This window comes from Mesorhizobium sp. B2-1-3, from assembly GCF_006442495.1.
GTDB lineage: Bacteria > Pseudomonadota > Alphaproteobacteria > Rhizobiales > Rhizobiaceae > Mesorhizobium.
This window is the reverse complement of sequence record NZ_VFWL01000001.1, coordinates 1-15,085: the sequence shown is the minus strand read 5'-3', so window position 1 is coordinate 15,085 and position 15,085 is coordinate 1. Positions and strand designations below refer to the sequence as shown.

The 15,085-nt window shown below is 64.3% G+C and carries 12 protein-coding genes and 1 pseudogene; 3 read left to right on the top strand and 10 right to left on the bottom strand.

Annotated features, from left to right (window positions below):
* Positions 1-42 precede the first annotated feature (42 nt).
* From FJ973_RS00075 to FJ973_RS00040, 7 genes are all read right to left on the bottom strand, one after another.
* Positions 43-981 carry an alpha/beta hydrolase gene (locus tag FJ973_RS00075; RefSeq protein ID WP_140554545.1) on the bottom strand — a complete coding sequence of 313 codons (939 nt, stop codon included), beginning with the start codon at positions 979-981 and terminating at the stop codon, positions 43-45.
* A 216-nt stretch (positions 982-1,197) separates the two neighbouring features.
* Positions 1,198-1,980 (bottom strand): carnitinyl-CoA dehydratase, encoded by a 783-nt coding sequence (locus FJ973_RS00065; RefSeq protein ID WP_140554544.1) that lies wholly within the window; start codon positions 1,978-1,980, stop codon positions 1,198-1,200.
* Complete coding sequence (locus tag FJ973_RS00060) at positions 1,973-4,051, bottom strand: acetate--CoA ligase family protein (RefSeq protein ID WP_140554543.1); 2,079 nt, start codon at positions 4,049-4,051, stop codon at positions 1,973-1,975. Before FJ973_RS00060 ends, FJ973_RS00065 begins: the two co-directional genes overlap by 8 nt.
* Positions 4,052-4,054: 3 nt before the next feature.
* On the bottom strand, positions 4,055-5,218 hold the full coding sequence (locus tag FJ973_RS00055; protein ID WP_140491110.1) for an acyl-CoA dehydrogenase: 1,164 nt from the start codon (positions 5,216-5,218) through the stop codon (positions 4,055-4,057).
* A gap of 4 nt (positions 5,219-5,222) precedes the next feature.
* The gene (locus tag FJ973_RS00050; RefSeq protein WP_140491107.1) at positions 5,223-6,317 is read right to left on the bottom strand and encodes a carnitine 3-dehydrogenase; all 1,095 of its coding nucleotides are present in this window, start codon (positions 6,315-6,317) and stop codon (positions 5,223-5,225) included.
* 2 nt (positions 6,318-6,319) lie between these two features.
* Positions 6,320-6,943 carry an HD domain-containing protein gene (locus FJ973_RS00045; RefSeq protein WP_140491104.1) on the bottom strand — a complete coding sequence of 208 codons (624 nt, stop codon included), beginning with the start codon at positions 6,941-6,943 and terminating at the stop codon, positions 6,320-6,322.
* A 15-nt stretch (positions 6,944-6,958) separates the two neighbouring features.
* Positions 6,959-7,876 (bottom strand): 3-keto-5-aminohexanoate cleavage protein, encoded by a 918-nt coding sequence (locus FJ973_RS00040; protein WP_140491102.1) that lies wholly within the window; start codon positions 7,874-7,876, stop codon positions 6,959-6,961.
* Between the two features lie 79 nt (positions 7,877-7,955).
* On the opposite strand from FJ973_RS00040, the gene FJ973_RS00035 reads away from it, so the two are divergent.
* Positions 7,956-8,936 carry a GlxA family transcriptional regulator gene (locus FJ973_RS00035; protein ID WP_140554542.1) on the top strand — a complete coding sequence of 327 codons (981 nt, stop codon included), beginning with the start codon at positions 7,956-7,958 and terminating at the stop codon, positions 8,934-8,936.
* Between the two features lie 57 nt (positions 8,937-8,993).
* Here FJ973_RS00035 and FJ973_RS00030 read toward each other — a convergent pair whose 3' ends face one another.
* Together FJ973_RS00030 and xylA are read right to left on the bottom strand one after the other, a co-directional pair.
* A complete protein-coding gene (locus tag FJ973_RS00030) occupies positions 8,994-9,203 on the bottom strand; it encodes a hypothetical protein (protein WP_140491096.1) in 210 nt (69 codons plus the stop codon).
* 308 nt (positions 9,204-9,511) lie between these two features.
* Complete coding sequence (gene xylA / locus FJ973_RS00025; RefSeq protein WP_140554541.1) at positions 9,512-10,837, bottom strand: xylose isomerase; 1,326 nt, start codon at positions 10,835-10,837, stop codon at positions 9,512-9,514.
* Between the two features lie 110 nt (positions 10,838-10,947).
* Here xylA and FJ973_RS00020 point away from each other — a divergent pair, with 110 nt between their 5' ends.
* Positions 10,948-11,310 (top strand): nuclear transport factor 2 family protein, encoded by a 363-nt coding sequence (locus FJ973_RS00020; protein ID WP_140554540.1) that lies wholly within the window; start codon positions 10,948-10,950, stop codon positions 11,308-11,310.
* Between the two features lie 197 nt (positions 11,311-11,507).
* Here the strand turns inward: FJ973_RS00020 and xylB are convergent, their stop codons facing one another.
* Positions 11,508-12,962, bottom strand: a complete 1,455-nt coding sequence (xylB, locus tag FJ973_RS00010) for a xylulokinase (protein ID WP_140554944.1) — start codon at positions 12,960-12,962, stop codon at positions 11,508-11,510.
* Positions 12,963-13,417: 455 nt separating this feature from the next.
* Here xylB and FJ973_RS00005 point away from each other — a divergent pair.
* A pseudogene (locus tag FJ973_RS00005) lies at positions 13,418-15,085 on the top strand (autotransporter outer membrane beta-barrel domain-containing protein); the annotation flags it as partial.

Genomic DNA, 15,085 nt, shown 5'->3' with positions numbered 1-15,085 from the left:
CTGGGTTGATCATCTTCTGTCGATTGTCATGCGAGGAGGCCCTCACCAGATCCACTCGCTTTTGCCGAGCGCCGACACCGCCTCGACGATGCGGGTAAAGCTGGCGCGGGCGCGGCCGACCGTGTGCCTCGCCCTGAGATAGCCGTGCACAAGCCCTTTTTCCTCGAACCAAGTGGCTCGCCCGCCGCCCGCCACGATGCGGTCGCGATAGGCCTCGCCGTCCGACGACAGCGGATCGCACTCGGCGGTGATCAGCACGGTCGGCGGCAGGTTGGCGAAATCGGCGTCGGCCAGCGGCTGAAGCGTGATGTCGCCGGTCTGGTCCACGCCGCCGGTACGGATGTGCTTGTAGAATTCGAGGTCGCGCGTGGTCAGCATAGGCGCTTCGGCATGCTTCAGATAGGAGCCACGCGAACGGTCGCCGCCGAGCCCGGGATAGATCAGCACCTGCCCGATCGGTTTCTTCGCATGGCCGCGCGTCGCATGGCTGACTGCGGCGCAGAGATTGCCACCGGCGCTGTCGCCGCAGAGCAGGACGGGATGATCGCGGGTGGCTGCCGCCCACTCGAAGGTGTTCATCGCATCGTCAAACGCGGCCGGATGCAGATGCTCCGGCGCCAGCCGGTAGTCGACCGAGACGACGTCATAGCCGGTGCGGCCGCAAAGCTCGGCGCAAACGTCGTCATGGCTGTCGAGCCCGCCAAGGATGAACCCGCCGCCGTGGTAATAGAGCACCGTTGCCACTGCCTGCGGGGCGCTGCGATAGATGCGGATCGGGATATTGCACGCCTGTGCGGCAATAGCGGTGGTTTCCGCTGTCACCCCCTCGGGATAGCCGGCAAAGAACTCCCGGCACATGCGGGCGTAGATCTCGCGCTGCTCGGCAATCGTGTAGTCGATCGTATCCGGCGGGTAATAGGAATTGGTCCGCTCGATGAAGGCCCGGGTCTCGGCATCAATGAGTTTGCTGTAGTCGGTCATGGCCGCGCCGACTGTGAACGGCGAGCCCAGGCACCCCCCTCTGTCCTGCCGGACATCTCCCCCGCAAGGGGGGAGATTGGCAGTTCAATCGACATCGCCCTTATTGCAGCGTTGACGATTGGCGAAAGCGGAAATGACATCCAATCTCCCCCCTTGCGGGGGAGATGGCCGGCAGGCCAGAGGGGGGTGCCTCGCGCCGTCATCTCTGGCATTGCTTTACTTCCCCTTCCACACCGGTTCCCGCTTCTCCGCAAAAGCCCGGAACCCTTCCATATTGTCCTCGGAACCGTACAGCGCATCGACCGTCGGCAACTGCCGGCGCGTCACCCTGTTCATCGCGTCCTGGAAAGTCAGCGCTTCGGCCACCCGCGCGGTTTCCTTGATCGCGGCGAAGACAAGCGGCGGGCCGCTGGCGAGCAGGCGGGCGATCTCCCAGACGCGGTCCTCCAGCTTCTCCTTCGGCAGCACCTCGTTGACCAGGCCCCAGCGATGCGCCTCGGCAACGTCCATCCAGCGGCCAGTGAGCAAAAGGTCCATGGCGACATGATAAGGAATGCGCTTCGGCAGCTTGATGGTCGCGGCGTCGGCAAGCGTGCCGGCGCGGATCTCGGGCAATGCGAAGGAGGAGTGATCGGAGGCGTAGATGAGATCGCAGGACAGCGCCAGCTCGAAGCCGCCCCCCACCGCCATGCCGTTTACGCAGGCGATGACAGGCTTGTTCAAGTCGCGCAGTTCCTGCAGCCCGGCAAAGCCGCCGACGCCATAGTCGCTGTCGACGGCGTCGCCGCCGGCGGCGGCCTTCAGGTCCCAGCCGGCGCAGAAGAACTTGTCGCCGGCGGTCTTGACGATGGCGACGCGCAAGCCGGGGTCGTCGCGAAACGCCTTGAAGGTCTCGCCCATCAGCCGAGAGGTCTTCAGGTCGATGGCGTTGGCCTTGGGCCGATCGAGCGTGACCTCGAGGATCGAGCCTTCACGGCGGGTCGAAACGACGTCAGGCATTCTTGTTCTCTCCCAGCACCAAAAGCGCATCGGCGATCCAGGCGCCCTTGCCCTCGCTGCAGACGATCAGCGGATTGATGTCGAGTTCCTCGATCTCGCCGGCATTCGTCTGCACGAAGGCAGCAATGCCCGCGATGGCGTCGATGGCAGCTTGGACGTCGGCCTTCGGCCGACCGCGATAGCCTTCGAGCAGCGGGAACAGTTTGAGAGCGCGAAGTGCTGCCTCGATGTCGTCGCGGGTCGCCGGCAGCATCAAGGTGACGCTGTCGCGCAGCAATTCGACCAGTACGCCGCCGGTGCCCAGCGTCATGACAGCGCCGAACATCGGATCGCGGGTGAAGCCGACGATCAGCTCGGCGACGCCGTCGCGCACCATGCGCTCGACATAAAGGCCGGTGCCGAGCGGCAAAAGGTCGTGCGCGGCGGTGCTGACGGATTCGGCGTCCCTGAGGTTGAGCCTGACAGCGCCGACCTCGGATTTGTGGGTGACACCCAGGGCCTTCAGCGCCACGGGGAAACCGAGCGCCATGGACGAGATCACCGCCTCGACGGCACTGTCGGCGCGCTCGCCCTTGGGCACCGGCAGCCCGGCCTTGATCAGCCGCGCCTTGGCTTGCGCCTCGTCAGGCGTGACATGCTCGCCGCCGGCAGCGCCGGAAGCTGAGGTATCGACCGGCTGCGCCTGCGGCTCGCGCCAGGCCCAGCCGATGAAGGCGGCCGCCTGGGCGGCATCCATCGCTTCGGAAATGCCGAACAGCGGCACCATGCCCCGCGCCATCAGCTCGGCGGTGTATTCCTCGGGCAGGTTCTCGGGCAGCGACGAGACGATCGCGCCATGTGCCTTGTTGGTCTTGAGCGCCGATTCGAAGGCGCGTAGCGTCGCCCACCAGTCGGTCACCGAGCAGCGGTCCGGGCGCGGGAAGTCGAGTACCAGCATATTGAGGTCGAAGCCGCCCGACACCATGGCGGTGAAGGTGGCGGTCATCGCCGGCTCGTTGTTCCAGATGAAGGTGTGATAGTCCAATGGATTGGCGACCGCGACCAGCGGCCCGAGCGTCGACTTGACGTGGGCACGGTGTTCTTCCGTCAGCACCGGGAAGTTGACCCAGCGGCCTTCGGCGCTGTCGGCCATGACCGAAGCCTCGCCGCCCGAACAGCTCATCGATGACAGGCTGTAGCCGGGCAGCGGACCGGTGACATGCAGCAGCTTCAGCGCCTCGATGAAGGCGGGGATGGAATCGACGCGCGCGATGCCGAGCCGTTTCAGGAAGGCCCCGGACGCTGCGTCCGAGCCGGCGAGCGACGCGGTGTGCGAGACGGTCGCTTGCCTGGCCTGTTCGGAGCGGCCGACCTTCATGGCGATGATCGGCTTTTTCAATTCCCTGGCCCGTGCCGCCAGCCGCTCGAAGCCGGCTACCGAATCGAAAGCCTCGATGTGCAGGCCGAGCGAGCTGACGCGCTCGTCCTCGATCAGGCCGAGCGCCATTTCGGAGAGGCCGGTCTGCGCCTGGTTGCCGGCGGTCATCAGGAAGGCGATCGGCAGGCCGCGCTTCTGCATCGTCATGTTGATGGCGATGTTGGACGACTGGGTAATGATGGCCACCCCTTTGCCGCCGTCGGCCAATCTTATGCCGCCATGCTGGTCGGGCCACAAAAGCGCGCCGTCGGCATAGTTGATCAGGCCGTAACAGTTCGGCCCGATGATCGGCATCTCGCCGGCGGCGGCGACGAGTTCGGCCTGCAGGCGCTCGCCATCCGCGTCATAGGCTTCGGTTTCGAGGAAACCGGCGGCAAAGCAGACGGCCCCGCCGGCGCCGCGTTCGGCCAGGGCCTTGATCACGTCGATGGTCAGGTGTCGGTTGACGCCGACAAAGGCGGCGTCCGGCGCGCCGGGCAGATCGGCGATCGAACGATAGGCCTTGCGGCCGGCGACCTCTTCCTTGCTCGGGTGCACCGGCCAGATCTCGCCGGCAAAGCCCATCTTGATCGACTGTGCCACGACCGCGGCGGCCTGCGCGCCGCCGAACACGGCGATCGATTTAGGGCGCAGAAGGCGTTCAAGTTTGTGCATGGATCAGGCCCCGAACGGGCGCAGCAGCGCCCGCGAAATGATGTGGCGCTGGATTTCCGACGTGCCTTCCCAGATGCGCTCGACCCGGGCGTCGCGCCAGATGCGCTCCAGCGGCAGGTCGTCCATCAGCCCCATGCCACCATGGATCTGGATCGCTTCGTCGGCGACGTAAGCCAGCATTTCTGTGGCCTTCAGCTTGGCCATGGCCATGTCCTGGTCGGTGACGGTGCCCTGATCGTACTTCCAGCCGGCTTCGAACACCATCAGGTCCGCGGCCTTGAGTTCGGTTGCCATGTCGGCGAGCTTGAACGACACGCCCTGGAACTTGCCGATCTGCTGGCCGAATTGCTGACGCTGCGCGGCGTACTCGACCGCGTGGCCGAGCGCGCGTTCCGCGCGGCCGAGGCAGGTGGCGCCGACCTGCAGGCGGGTGGCGCCGAGCCAGGAATTGGCGACGTCGAAACCCTTGTGGACTTCACCCAACACCTGGCTTGCCGGAAGGCGGCAATCGTCGAATTCGAGGATGGCGTTGGTGTAGCCGCGATGCGAGACGTTGCGGTAACCGTCGCGCACCGTGAAACCCTTGGTGCCCTTGTCGACGAAGAAGGCGGTGATCTTCTTGCGTTTGCCGCGCGGCGAATCCTCTTCGCCCGAGGCCATGAAGACGATGGCGAAGTCGGCGAGATCGGCGTGGCTGATGAAGTGCTTGGTGCCGTTCAATACCCAGTCGTCGCCGTCCTGCACGGCGGTCGCCTTCATGCCGCGCAGATCGGAGCCGGCGCCCGGCTCGGTCATCGCCAGGCAATCCCATTTCTCGCCGCGGATGCACGGGAACAGATATTTTTCGCGCTGCTCCGGCGTGCCGGCCAAAAGGATGTTGGAGGGGCGCGCGACGCAGGTCCAGTGCAGCGCGTAGTTGGCGCGGCCGAGTTCCTTCTCGTAAAGCAGCCAGGTCACCGTATCGAGCCCCGCGCCGCCGACATCGGCCGGCATGTTGGCGGCATAGAGACCGGCTTCGATCGCCTTGGCCTTCAGCTCCTCGATCAGTTCGCGGCGCAGCACGCCGGTGCGCTCGACCTCGCGCTCATGCGGGTAAAGCTCATTCTCGACGAAGGCGCGCGTCGTCTCGACAATGAGCTTCTGTTCCTCCGACAGACCGAAATCCATGGTCTCAGCCTTTCTTCTTTTTCTTCGGTTTTTCGGCTTTCTTCACCGGCTTCGATGCCTTCGCCTTCTCGGCCGCCTTGGAGGCGGCCGGCTTTTTCGCCGCCAGCTTGGCCAACTGCTTCGTATAGTCCCTGTGCAGGGCGCCGGCTCCCCAGCCCTTGCCCTTGTTCTGCTTCGAGAGCGCATCCATGATGGCGACCAGATTGTCGTCGCGGATCTTTTCCAGTTCGCGGATCGACAGGCCATGCGCCTGGTCGTCCGACTGCGTGGCGATCAGGTCGACCAGCTCGTCGTTGAACTCCGGTACGTCCATCAGCTTGGTCCACGGCCATTTCAGGCAGGGGCCGAACTGCGCCATGAAGTGGCGCATGCCGGCTTCGCCGCCGGCGACGCGATAGACCTGGAACATACCCATCTGCGCCCAGCGCAGGCCAAAGCCATAGCGCATGATGTCGTCCAGTTCCTCGACGGTGCAGATGCCGTCCTTGATCAGCCACAGCGCCTCGCGCCAGGCGGCTTCCAGCAGTCGGTCGCCGACGAAGGCTTCAATCTCCTTGCGGATGACGACAGGCTTCATGCCGATCGAGGCATAGATCTCCTTGGCGACTTCGACCGCCTCGGGGAATGTCTGGTCGCCGCCGACGATCTCGACCAGCGGCAGGAGATAGACCGGGTTGAACGGGTGGCCGACGACAAGCCGCTCCGGGTGTTTTTTCATCGCCACCTGCATGTCGGTCGGCTTGATGCCTGATGTGGACGAGCCGACGATGGCGTTGGCCGGCGCGTGGATATCGATCTCGGACAGGACCTTATGCTTGAGGTCGAGCCGTTCCGGCACGCTCTCCTGGATGAAATCGGCATCGGCCACCGCCTCGGCGATGGTCTTGGCGAAGGTCAGCCTGCCTTCTTTCGGCAGGCCGCCCGGAACCATCTGCTTGTAGGCGCGGCGCGCGCCCTTCATCACTTCTGAGACCTTGCGCGAGGCCTCGGGATCAGGGTCGAAGATCGACACGTCGATGCCATTCAAGAGCAGGCGCGCCACCCAGCCTGCGCCGATGACACCGCCGCCGATGGCGGCCGCCTTGTTGATGATGCTCATGGTCAGGCTCCGGTTCTTGTCTTGGCTGTTTCGGGATCGGTGAGCGGCACGCGCTCGCCGGCGCGGATAATGGCGGGGTCGTAGGCCCTGCGGACAAAGACTTCGAGCACGAATGGCCTGAAGAACTCGATCGGCAGCGTCTCGTAGTCGGGGTCGAAGCTCGACTGGTCCCAGCGCTCGCAGAACTGGTCGCAATCGTCGAAATAGGCATGACCGGCGAAGCGGTCACGCGCATGGCGGTTGCCGCCAAGATGATGGGCATAGTAGAGGCGCTGGAAATCGCCGTGCTTCTCCACCACCCAGGTGCATTGTTCGCGCACGAAAGGCTTCAGGATCGACGCGGCGTATTCGTCGTGGTTGTAGGGTGCGTAGATATCGCCGATGTCGTGCAGCAACGCGCAGGCGATCCAGTCGGTGTCGGCGCCGTCGCGCCAGGCGCGTGTTGCCGCCTGCAGCGAATGGCCGAGCCGGGTGATCTTGTAGCCGGAAAGGCCCTCGTCGAGTTGAACCAGGGCTTCCAGCAACCGATCACCGGTTTTGGCGGCATAGTCGATTTCATGGGCGGTCAGGAATTCGTAGTCGTCCTTGTCGCCATCCTTCATTGCGGTGAATTTGACGGTGGCCATCTGAAGCTCCCCTCTCTATGCCGCGATCGGCGGCCGCTTGGTGAGGTTGAGCTTCCTGCGCACTTCCTCCGGCCCCAGAATCCTGGCGCCGAGATTGGTGACGATGCTGGCGGCACGTTCGACCAGCTGCGCGTTGGTGGCAAGCACGCCCTTGTCGAGCCAGAGATTGTCTTCGAGACCGACGCGGACATTGCCGCCGGCCAGCACTGCGGCGGCGGCATAGGCCATCTGGTTGCGGCCGATCGAAAAGGCCGACCAGCTCCAGGTCGACGGCACGTTGTTGACCATGGCCATGAAGGTGTTGAGGTCGTCAGGCGCCCCCCATGGCACGCCCATGCAAAGCTGCACAAGCGCATCCGGCTTCAGAACCTGTTCCTCGACCAACTGCTTGGCGAACCACAGATGGCCTGTGTCGAAGGCCTCGATCTCCGGCTTGACGCCGAGCGCGGTCATCATGCCGCCCATGGCGCGCAGCATGCCGGGTGTGTTGGTCATGACATAGTCGGCCTCTGCGAAGTTCATTGTGCCGCAGTCCAACGTGCAGATCTCCGGCAGGCACTGGCGTACATGCTCCATGCGGTTGGTGGCGCCGCCCATGTCGGTGCCCTTCTCATTGAGCGGCAGCGGCGCTTCGGGCGAGCCGAACACCATGTCTCCACCCATGCCGGCGGTAAGGTTCAGCACCACGTCGACGTCTGCCTCGCGGATGCGCTCGGTCACCTCGCGGTAGAGATGAACGTCGCGCCTGGGCTTGCCGGTTTCGGGGTCGCGCACATGGCAATGCACGATCGCCGCCCCCGCCTTGGCCGCGTCGATGGCCGAATCGGCGATCTCTTTGGGCGAGCGCGGCACATGCGGGCTGCGGTCCTGCGTGCCGCCGGACCCGGTCACGGCACAGGTAATGAAAACCTCACGGTTCATCGCAAGCGGCATGGAACTCTCCTCCCAGTCGAAACAGGCGCCAAGCATCGCCCGACTTGCCGAAAACTGCTTTGCGTTTTACGAAGCTTCCATGACTAAAGGCGAAAAACTGACGATCTTTCGCGCCGAGCGTCTGCCGCTCAAGGTGACGATGCTGGTGTTTTCCGGCTCGTCCATCATGTGCGTGGCCTCGGCGGTCGACCCGCTGCGCGCCGCCAACCGCATCTCCGGCGAGACATTGTTCGATTTCAAGCTGGTTTCCGTAACCGGCGAGGCGCCGGTCACCACTTGCGGCCTGCCAGTGGCGGTCAGCGGCCGCTTCGACGCGGCCGAACCGACCGACGTTCTTGTCGTCGTCGCCGGTTTCGGCACGCAGAATTATGCGACGTCGGCTCTGCTCTCGGGCCTGCGCCGCGCCGCCCGTTCGGCGCGCGCCTGCGGCGGCGTCGAGGCCGGTACATGGCTGGTCGCGCGGGCCGGCTTGCTCGAAGGCCGCAGCGCCACCACCCACTGGGAAGACATGGAGGATTTCTCGTCGGCCTTTCCGGGCGTCGACGTCCGCCCGGACCGTTACGTCATCGACGGGCCGGTCTTCACCTCCGGTGGCGCCTCGCCCACCTTCGACCTGATGCTGCACCTCGTTCGCACCCGCCTCGGCATGGCCGTGGCGCTCGATGTGGCCAGCGTCTTCATCTACGATCAGGCCCGTGCGGCCACCGACGCTCAGCCCCTGGTCTCGCTTGGCCGGCTCGACGGCTATGATCCGCGCCTGGCGCAAGCCATCCGGCTGATGGAAGCGCATGTCGACCAGCCGTTGACGGTCGCCGCCGTGGCAAAGCGCGCCGGGGTTACGGCACGGACACTGGAGAGCATCTTCCGCAAGTCGATCGGCGAGACGCCCGGCGCCTACTATCTCAGGCTGCGCCTGGGCGCTGCGCGGCGGCTGGTGATCGACACCAGAGTGGCCATGGCCGACATTGCCGGGCGGACCGGATTTTCATCCGCCGCGGCATTTTCGAGGGCGTTTTCAAGAACTTTCGGTGAAGCCCCGGTCAGGCTACGCCGGGGTTGATGTACATGTCGTCCAAAGCATGCCCACGGGCTTGACCCGAGGGTGGGAAGCGGTTGATCAGGCAGCGTTCTGCCGGTCGCCGCCACTATCGATCTGCGAGCGCATCTGTCTTGCCAGATGGGTCTCGAAACGGCTGGCAACGGCGCGGTCCCATTCGTTGGAGCGGCGCGCACCATCCTTCGGATGCGGCATTGCCATCAGCCGGTCGATAATCGACCCGGCCTCGCCATTTGAGAGCAGGGCGTCGATTTCACGTTCGTTCTGCATATCGGTTCGCCTCCTTCTTCCTCTCCCGCCACGAGCACCTTCTTATAGGAGATTCGTGACGGCAGTTTGAAGGCAAGAGAGAGGCGATTGAGGGGCGTCAGTGGGCAAAACCTTGTCGTCGATTCCGCACTGGCGCAAAGCCCTTTCACCCGGTCTCGGCGCCACCCTCGTCCGCCCGCCGGCACCTTTTCCGTTCAATGGCGAACAGGGCGGCAGGCAAATAAGCGCGACGCCGGGAACTTCTCCCCGCGAAGCGGCGTGGGTAAGCGGAGCGGCGGCTGAACAAGCCGCCGCCCGCCTTTCATCCCTTACACGTAGCGGTTGACGATGTTTTCGAGCAGTTCCTGACGGCCGGAGCGCGGCTGCGGTTCGATCTTCTTCTTCACCACGCGCTCGGCGATGTCCTCCAGCGTGCGCTTGCCGGCAAGCATCGCCTTGGCCTCGCCGCTGTTCCAGCCTGCGTAGCGCTCGGCGAGTGGAGCCGACAGCGCCTTGTCTTCGACCATCTTGGCGGCCGCTTTCAGGCCGCGCGCGCAGGCATCCATGCCGCCGATATGGCCGATCAGCAGGTCCTGCGGATCGAGCGACTGGCGGCGCAGCTTGGCGTCGAAATTGGTGCCGCCGGTCTTGAAGCCGCCCGCCTGCAGAACCTGGTAATAGGCCAGGGCCATCTCCGGCACATTGTTGGGGAACTGATCGGTGTCCCAGCCCGACTGGTAGTCGTTGCGGTTCATGTCGATCGAGCCGAAGATGCCGAGCGCATTGGCCAACGCCAGCTCGTGCTCGAAGGAATGGCCGGCGAGGATGGCGTGGCCCTGCTCGATGTTGAGCTTGACCTCCTTCTCCAGGCCGAAGCGCTTGAGGAAGCCATAGACGGTCGCGACATCGTAGTCGTACTGGTGTTTTGTGGGTTCCTGCGGCTTCGGCTCGATCAGGATCGTGCCTTTGAAGCCGATTTTGTGCTTGTAGTCGACGACGAGGTTGAGGAAACGGCCGGCCTGCTCCTGCTCGCGGGCAAGGTCGGTGTTGAGTAGCGTCTCATAGCCCTCGCGTCCGCCCCAAAGCACGTAATTCTCGCCCTTCAGCCGCTTGGTGACGTCGATGCAGCTCTTCACCGTCGCCGCCGCATAGGCAAACACATCCGGATCGGGGTTTGTCGCGGCACCCGACATGAAACGGCGGTGCGAGAACAGGTTCGCCGTGCCCCACAAGAGCTTGACGCCAGTCTGCTTCATCTTGATGGCGAAATAGTCCGCGATCTCGTCGAGGCGCGCGGAACTTTCCGAAAAATCCTTGCCTTCGGGCCGCACGTCGGCATCGTGGAAGCAGAAATAGGGCGCGCCGAGCAGCGAGAACATCTCGAAGGCGACGTCTGCTTTCAGTTTTGCCAGTTCCATCGTGTCGATGCCGCCGGCCTTGGGGAACCACGGCCGATCGAAGGTCTGGCCGCCGAACGGATCGCCGCCCGGCCAGGCGAAGGAATGCCAGTAGGCGACGGCGAAGCGCAGATGGTCTTCCAGCCGCTTGCCGGCCACCAGCTCGTCCGGGTTGTAGAACCGGTAAGCCAGCGGATTAGCCGAATCCGGCCCCTCATATTTGATCTTCTGGATGTCGCCGAAAAAGCCGCTGCTCATGGATTTCCTTCCTCTCCGAAATGGCTCCGCCTGATTACCTCAGGCGTAATTGGTTCCGTTCGTCCGTTGGGTGAAAAGGGTCATGTCAAAGCCAACGAAGGAGACAGATCATGACCGATCTCAACAAGATCGCCGAAAGCTACATCACCGCCTGGAACGAGAGCGACGCCGCGCGCCGTCAGGCGCTGCTCAAGGCGACTTTCACCGAAAACGTCAGCTATCGCGATCCCATCATGCAGGGCGACGGCCATGAAGGCGTCGCGGCGCTGATCGACGGCGTGCAGCAGCGCTTTGCCGGCTTCCGCTTCTCGCTGAAAGGCACACCGGACGGGTTTGCCGACAAAATCCGCTTTTCCTGGAACCTCGGCCCGGAGGGCACACCGTCCATCATCGAAGGCACCGATATCGGCGTCATCGAGAACGGCCGCCTGAAGAGCATTACCGGCTTCCTCGACAAGGTGCCGGCGCAGTGAGGCTTCACGGCTAAGGTAGGCGCCAGGCGCCCCCCTCTGGCCTGCCGGCAATCTCCCCCTCAAGGGGGGAGATTGGCTGATTTTTATACCTTCGCCAACCTCCGGCCTTGCAAGGCTAGCGTAGCCGCCAAAGCTGCCGATCTTCCCCCTAGAGGGGGAGATGCCCGGCAGGGCAGAGGGGGGCGCGTGGCACCTGCTCACGCCGTTGCCGCGCTGATCGCCGGATAAAGCCCGCGGTAGCGCTGGTAGGCATCGGCAAATGCACCATCCAAGCCGGCATCCGGTTCGATCGTTGCATCGGTCCTTGGCGCCGTGCAGACATCGAGCGGATCAGTGTCCGTCGCTGCGATCAGGCCGAGCCGGGCCGCGCCGAAGGCGGCGCCGAAATCGCCGTCGGCGGGAATGTCGACAGGCAGCTGAAGCGCGGTGGCGATGGCCTTCAGCCAGTAGCGCGAGCGCGAGCCGCCGCCGATCGCCGTCACACGCATCAAGCTCGTGCCCGCAGTCTTCAACGCCTCGAGGCTGTCGCGAAAGGCGAAGGCCACGCCTTCCAGCACGGCCTGGGTCAGGACGGCGCGGCTCGATTCATGCGCCAGTCCGGTAAAGGAGCCGCGAATGACGGAATCATTGTGTGGCGTGCGCTCGCCCGAGAGATAGGGCAGGAAGGACACGCCGGTCGGCGCCTTCAGTGTATCGCCCAGTTCCGATGTCAACTCGCCTGCGCCCTTGCCGGTAATCTCGGACAGCCAATTGAGCGAATCGGTGGCCGACAGGATGACGCCCATCTGATGCCAGGTGTCAGGCAGCGCATGGCAGAAAGTGTGGACCGCGCTTGCCGGGTTGGGCAGATAGGAGGCATTGGCGGCAAACAGCACGCCTGACGTGCCCAGAGACACGAACGCATGGCCGGCACGGACCGTGCCCATGCCGCAGGCGGAAGCCGCATTGTCGCCGGCGCCGCCGGCAATCGGGATGCCGGCTTCGACGCCCCATTTCGACGCCAGCTCGCCGCGCAGCCCACCGGCCTTCTGCGTACCCTCGACCAGGGATGGCATGTGCTTTTCGTCGAGCGACGTGGCCGCGAGCAGGTCGGCGGACCAGCGCCGCTTCCCAACGTCGAGCCAGGAAGTGCCAGCCGAGTCCGACATTTCCGAAATATGTTCGCCGGTCAGCCACAGCCGCAGGAAATCCTTGGGTAGCAGCACCTTGGCCACTTTGGCGAAAATGGCGGGTTCGTTGTTCTTCACCCAGGCGAGCTTCGGCGCGGTGAAACCGGGAAAGACGATGTTGCCGGTCAGCTCGCGAAACCGCGGATCGGCGTCGAGCGCGGCTGCCTCGGCATGGCTGCGCGTATCGTTCCACAGAATGCAGGGGCGCAGCACCTTGTCAGAGGCATCGAGCAAGGTGGCGCCATGCATCTGACCGGATAGGCCAATGCCTTTCACCGCCGCGAACTGCCAGGGATGGGAGGCCTTCAGTTCGGCAATCGCGTCTTCGCAGGCGCGTAGCCAGTGGGCTGGATCCTGTTCGGACCAGCCGGGATGCGGCCGCGAAACGTCGAGCGCGCCATGGCCGGAACCGATGACGGTCTGTTCGGCATCGATCAGCAGCGCCTTGACGCCCGACGTGCCAAGGTCGAGGCCGACATACATGTTTTCCTCCCTTGCCATTATTTTTTTCGGAACTCGAAAAAATCTGGCCGAGGCAGTTTTTAAGCCAAGATCCGCCGCGGGTCAATTCTCTGACAATCGGCCGCGCATCACGAAAACAACGCCGACGGCGGGCTGTGTGGCCGCGCCAGCGTACGCGCCGCCACCAACACGCTTTGGAGGGTTGGCGAGACGCACGCCAAGCACCAATTCTGGCTCAATCAAAGCACAGCTCTGTCCGGCCCGTTTTCCAGTTCATCAACCATGACGGGCAGATTAGGCTTTGTAAAACGGAACGAATTGTGTCTTCATTGCGGCGTAGGGTGGGGGCTTGCAATCGCGAATCTTGGAGGGACGCGGTGCGGCGCTTTGAAAACAGGCTTCCGAATGGCGATTCGGAAGACATCGCTAAATTAGTTGTTCTGAAACGGCATATGCCGGTGATGTTTCTTCCTCGAATGCTTGGCGTTTTTGCCGCGACGTCGCTGGCGTTGCTGCCCAATTCCGCCGCCTTCGCCGCATGCCTGCTCGTTCCGACCGCCGGAAACGACACCTTCATCTGCGACAGCGGCGATTCGGGCGGCAGCCTCAACGATCTGAACGGCGACAACACGCTCACCTTTCCCGCCGGCGGCACCGGCCAGGTGAGCGGCAATGTCACCTTCGGCGTTGGTTCGGACCGCATCAACATGCAATCCGGTACCATCACCGGCACGGTCGACCAGGGCGGTGGCGCCGATTTCTTCACCATCGGCGCTGGCACCGTCATCGGCAATGTGCAGCAGGGCTCGGGCATAGACGACTTCAACATAAGCGGCGGCCAGATCGGTTCACTTAACCAGGGTGATGGCCTCGACACCTTCACCATGACGGACGGACGCATCGTCGATTTCTTCGACGACGGCGACCATGCGGTGATGACGGGCGGCCGCATCGGCCGCGTCAACATGAAGCTCGACCAGAACTACTTCAACATGTCCGGCGGCACCATCGACCGCAACCTGGTCACCGGCTTCGACAAGGACACGATCATCCTTTCGGGCGGCACGATCGGCGGCAACATCAGTGTCAGCGGCGGCAATGACAGCGTGACTATTACCGGCGGCACGGTCGGCGGCGACGTGCTGATGAGCTTCGGCGCCGACAGTTTCGTCTGGGACGGCGGCGGCATCATCTATGGCGCCGTCGACCTCGGCGCCGACAACGACACGGCAAAGCTGAGCAACCTGACCAATTCCAATATGGGCGGCGCCGACGCGCTGAATGGTGGCCTCGGCACCGACACGCTGAGTTTCGACAACGTCAAGCTCAAAGGCATCAGCCGGGTGCAGAACTGGGAGAGCATCGACGCCACCAACGACACCGAACTCACGCTGGACGGCAATCTGGTGCTGGGAGACAGCGGCACCGGCACGGGCTCGCTCAGCGTCGATGCGGCAAGCACGCTCTATGGCGGCGGCTTCAACGCGTCGATACAGGCCTTTACGGCGGGCCAGCTTGCGGACGTCGTCAATGCCGGCCGCATCGACCTGACCAATGGCAGTACAGGCGCGACGGATCGGCTGACGATTTCGGGCAATTACACCGGGCTTGGCGGCCTGCTGCTCATCCAGACGGAACTCGGCGATGATTCCTCGGCCTCGGACAGGCTGGTGCTGTCGGGCGGCACGGCTTCCGGCTCGACCGGCATCGGGGTGGTCAATGTCGGCGGCACGGGTGCCGAGACGACGCAGGACGGCATCATGGTCGTCCAGGCGGTCAATGGCGCCACCTCCAGCGCCAGCGCCTTCGCGCTCGACGCGCCGGTCGCGGCGGGCGCCTTCGAATATTATCTGTTCAAGGGTGGCGTCACCGCAGGCAGCGCGGAGAACTGGTATCTGCGCTCGTCGTTGATAACGCCGACATCGCCGGCCGCAGCGCCGCCGGGGATCGGACCGACGGCGGCGCCCGAGCCCGAACCTCCGGCAACCGAGCCGCCGCCGCCGCCTTCCCAACTGCCGCACGTGCCCGTGCCGTCCGAAGGCGACGTCAACAATCCGCCGGTCGATCCGACGCCGCCGGTGCAGGCCGGCGATCCGGAGCTCCAGCCCCCGCCACCCCCGCCGGCGGCACCGGCGGCGTCGGAT

Bases quoted from the DNA above. Each gene is read 5' to 3' on its own strand.
- FJ973_RS00050 (WP_140491107.1), bottom strand. From the start codon at position 6,317: ATGAGCATCATCAACAAGGCGGCCGCCATCGGCGGCGGTGTCATCGGC.
- xylA (WP_140554541.1), bottom strand. From the start codon at position 10,837: ATGAGCAGCGGCTTTTTCGGCGACATCCAGAAGATCAAATATGAGGGG.
- FJ973_RS00040 (WP_140491102.1), bottom strand. From the start codon at position 7,876: ATGCCGCTTGCGATGAACCGTGAGGTTTTCATTACCTGTGCCGTGACC.
- FJ973_RS00045 (WP_140491104.1), bottom strand. From the start codon at position 6,943: ATGGCCACCGTCAAATTCACCGCAATGAAGGATGGCGACAAGGACGAC.
- FJ973_RS00055 (WP_140491110.1), bottom strand. From the start codon at position 5,218: ATGGATTTCGGTCTGTCGGAGGAACAGAAGCTCATTGTCGAGACGACG.
- FJ973_RS00075 (WP_140554545.1), bottom strand. From the start codon at position 981: ATGACCGACTACAGCAAACTCATTGATGCCGAGACCCGGGCCTTCATC.
- FJ973_RS00030 (WP_140491096.1), bottom strand. From the start codon at position 9,203: ATGCAGAACGAACGTGAAATCGACGCCCTGCTCTCAAATGGCGAGGCC.
- FJ973_RS00020 (WP_140554540.1), top strand. From the start codon at position 10,948: ATGACCGATCTCAACAAGATCGCCGAAAGCTACATCACCGCCTGGAAC.
- FJ973_RS00065 (WP_140554544.1), bottom strand. From the start codon at position 1,980: ATGCCTGACGTCGTTTCGACCCGCCGTGAAGGCTCGATCCTCGAGGTC.
- FJ973_RS00035 (WP_140554542.1), top strand. From the start codon at position 7,956: ATGACTAAAGGCGAAAAACTGACGATCTTTCGCGCCGAGCGTCTGCCG.
- xylB (WP_140554944.1), bottom strand. From the start codon at position 12,962: ATGTATGTCGGCCTCGACCTTGGCACGTCGGGCGTCAAGGCGCTGCTG.
- FJ973_RS00060 (WP_140554543.1), bottom strand. From the start codon at position 4,051: ATGCACAAACTTGAACGCCTTCTGCGCCCTAAATCGATCGCCGTGTTC.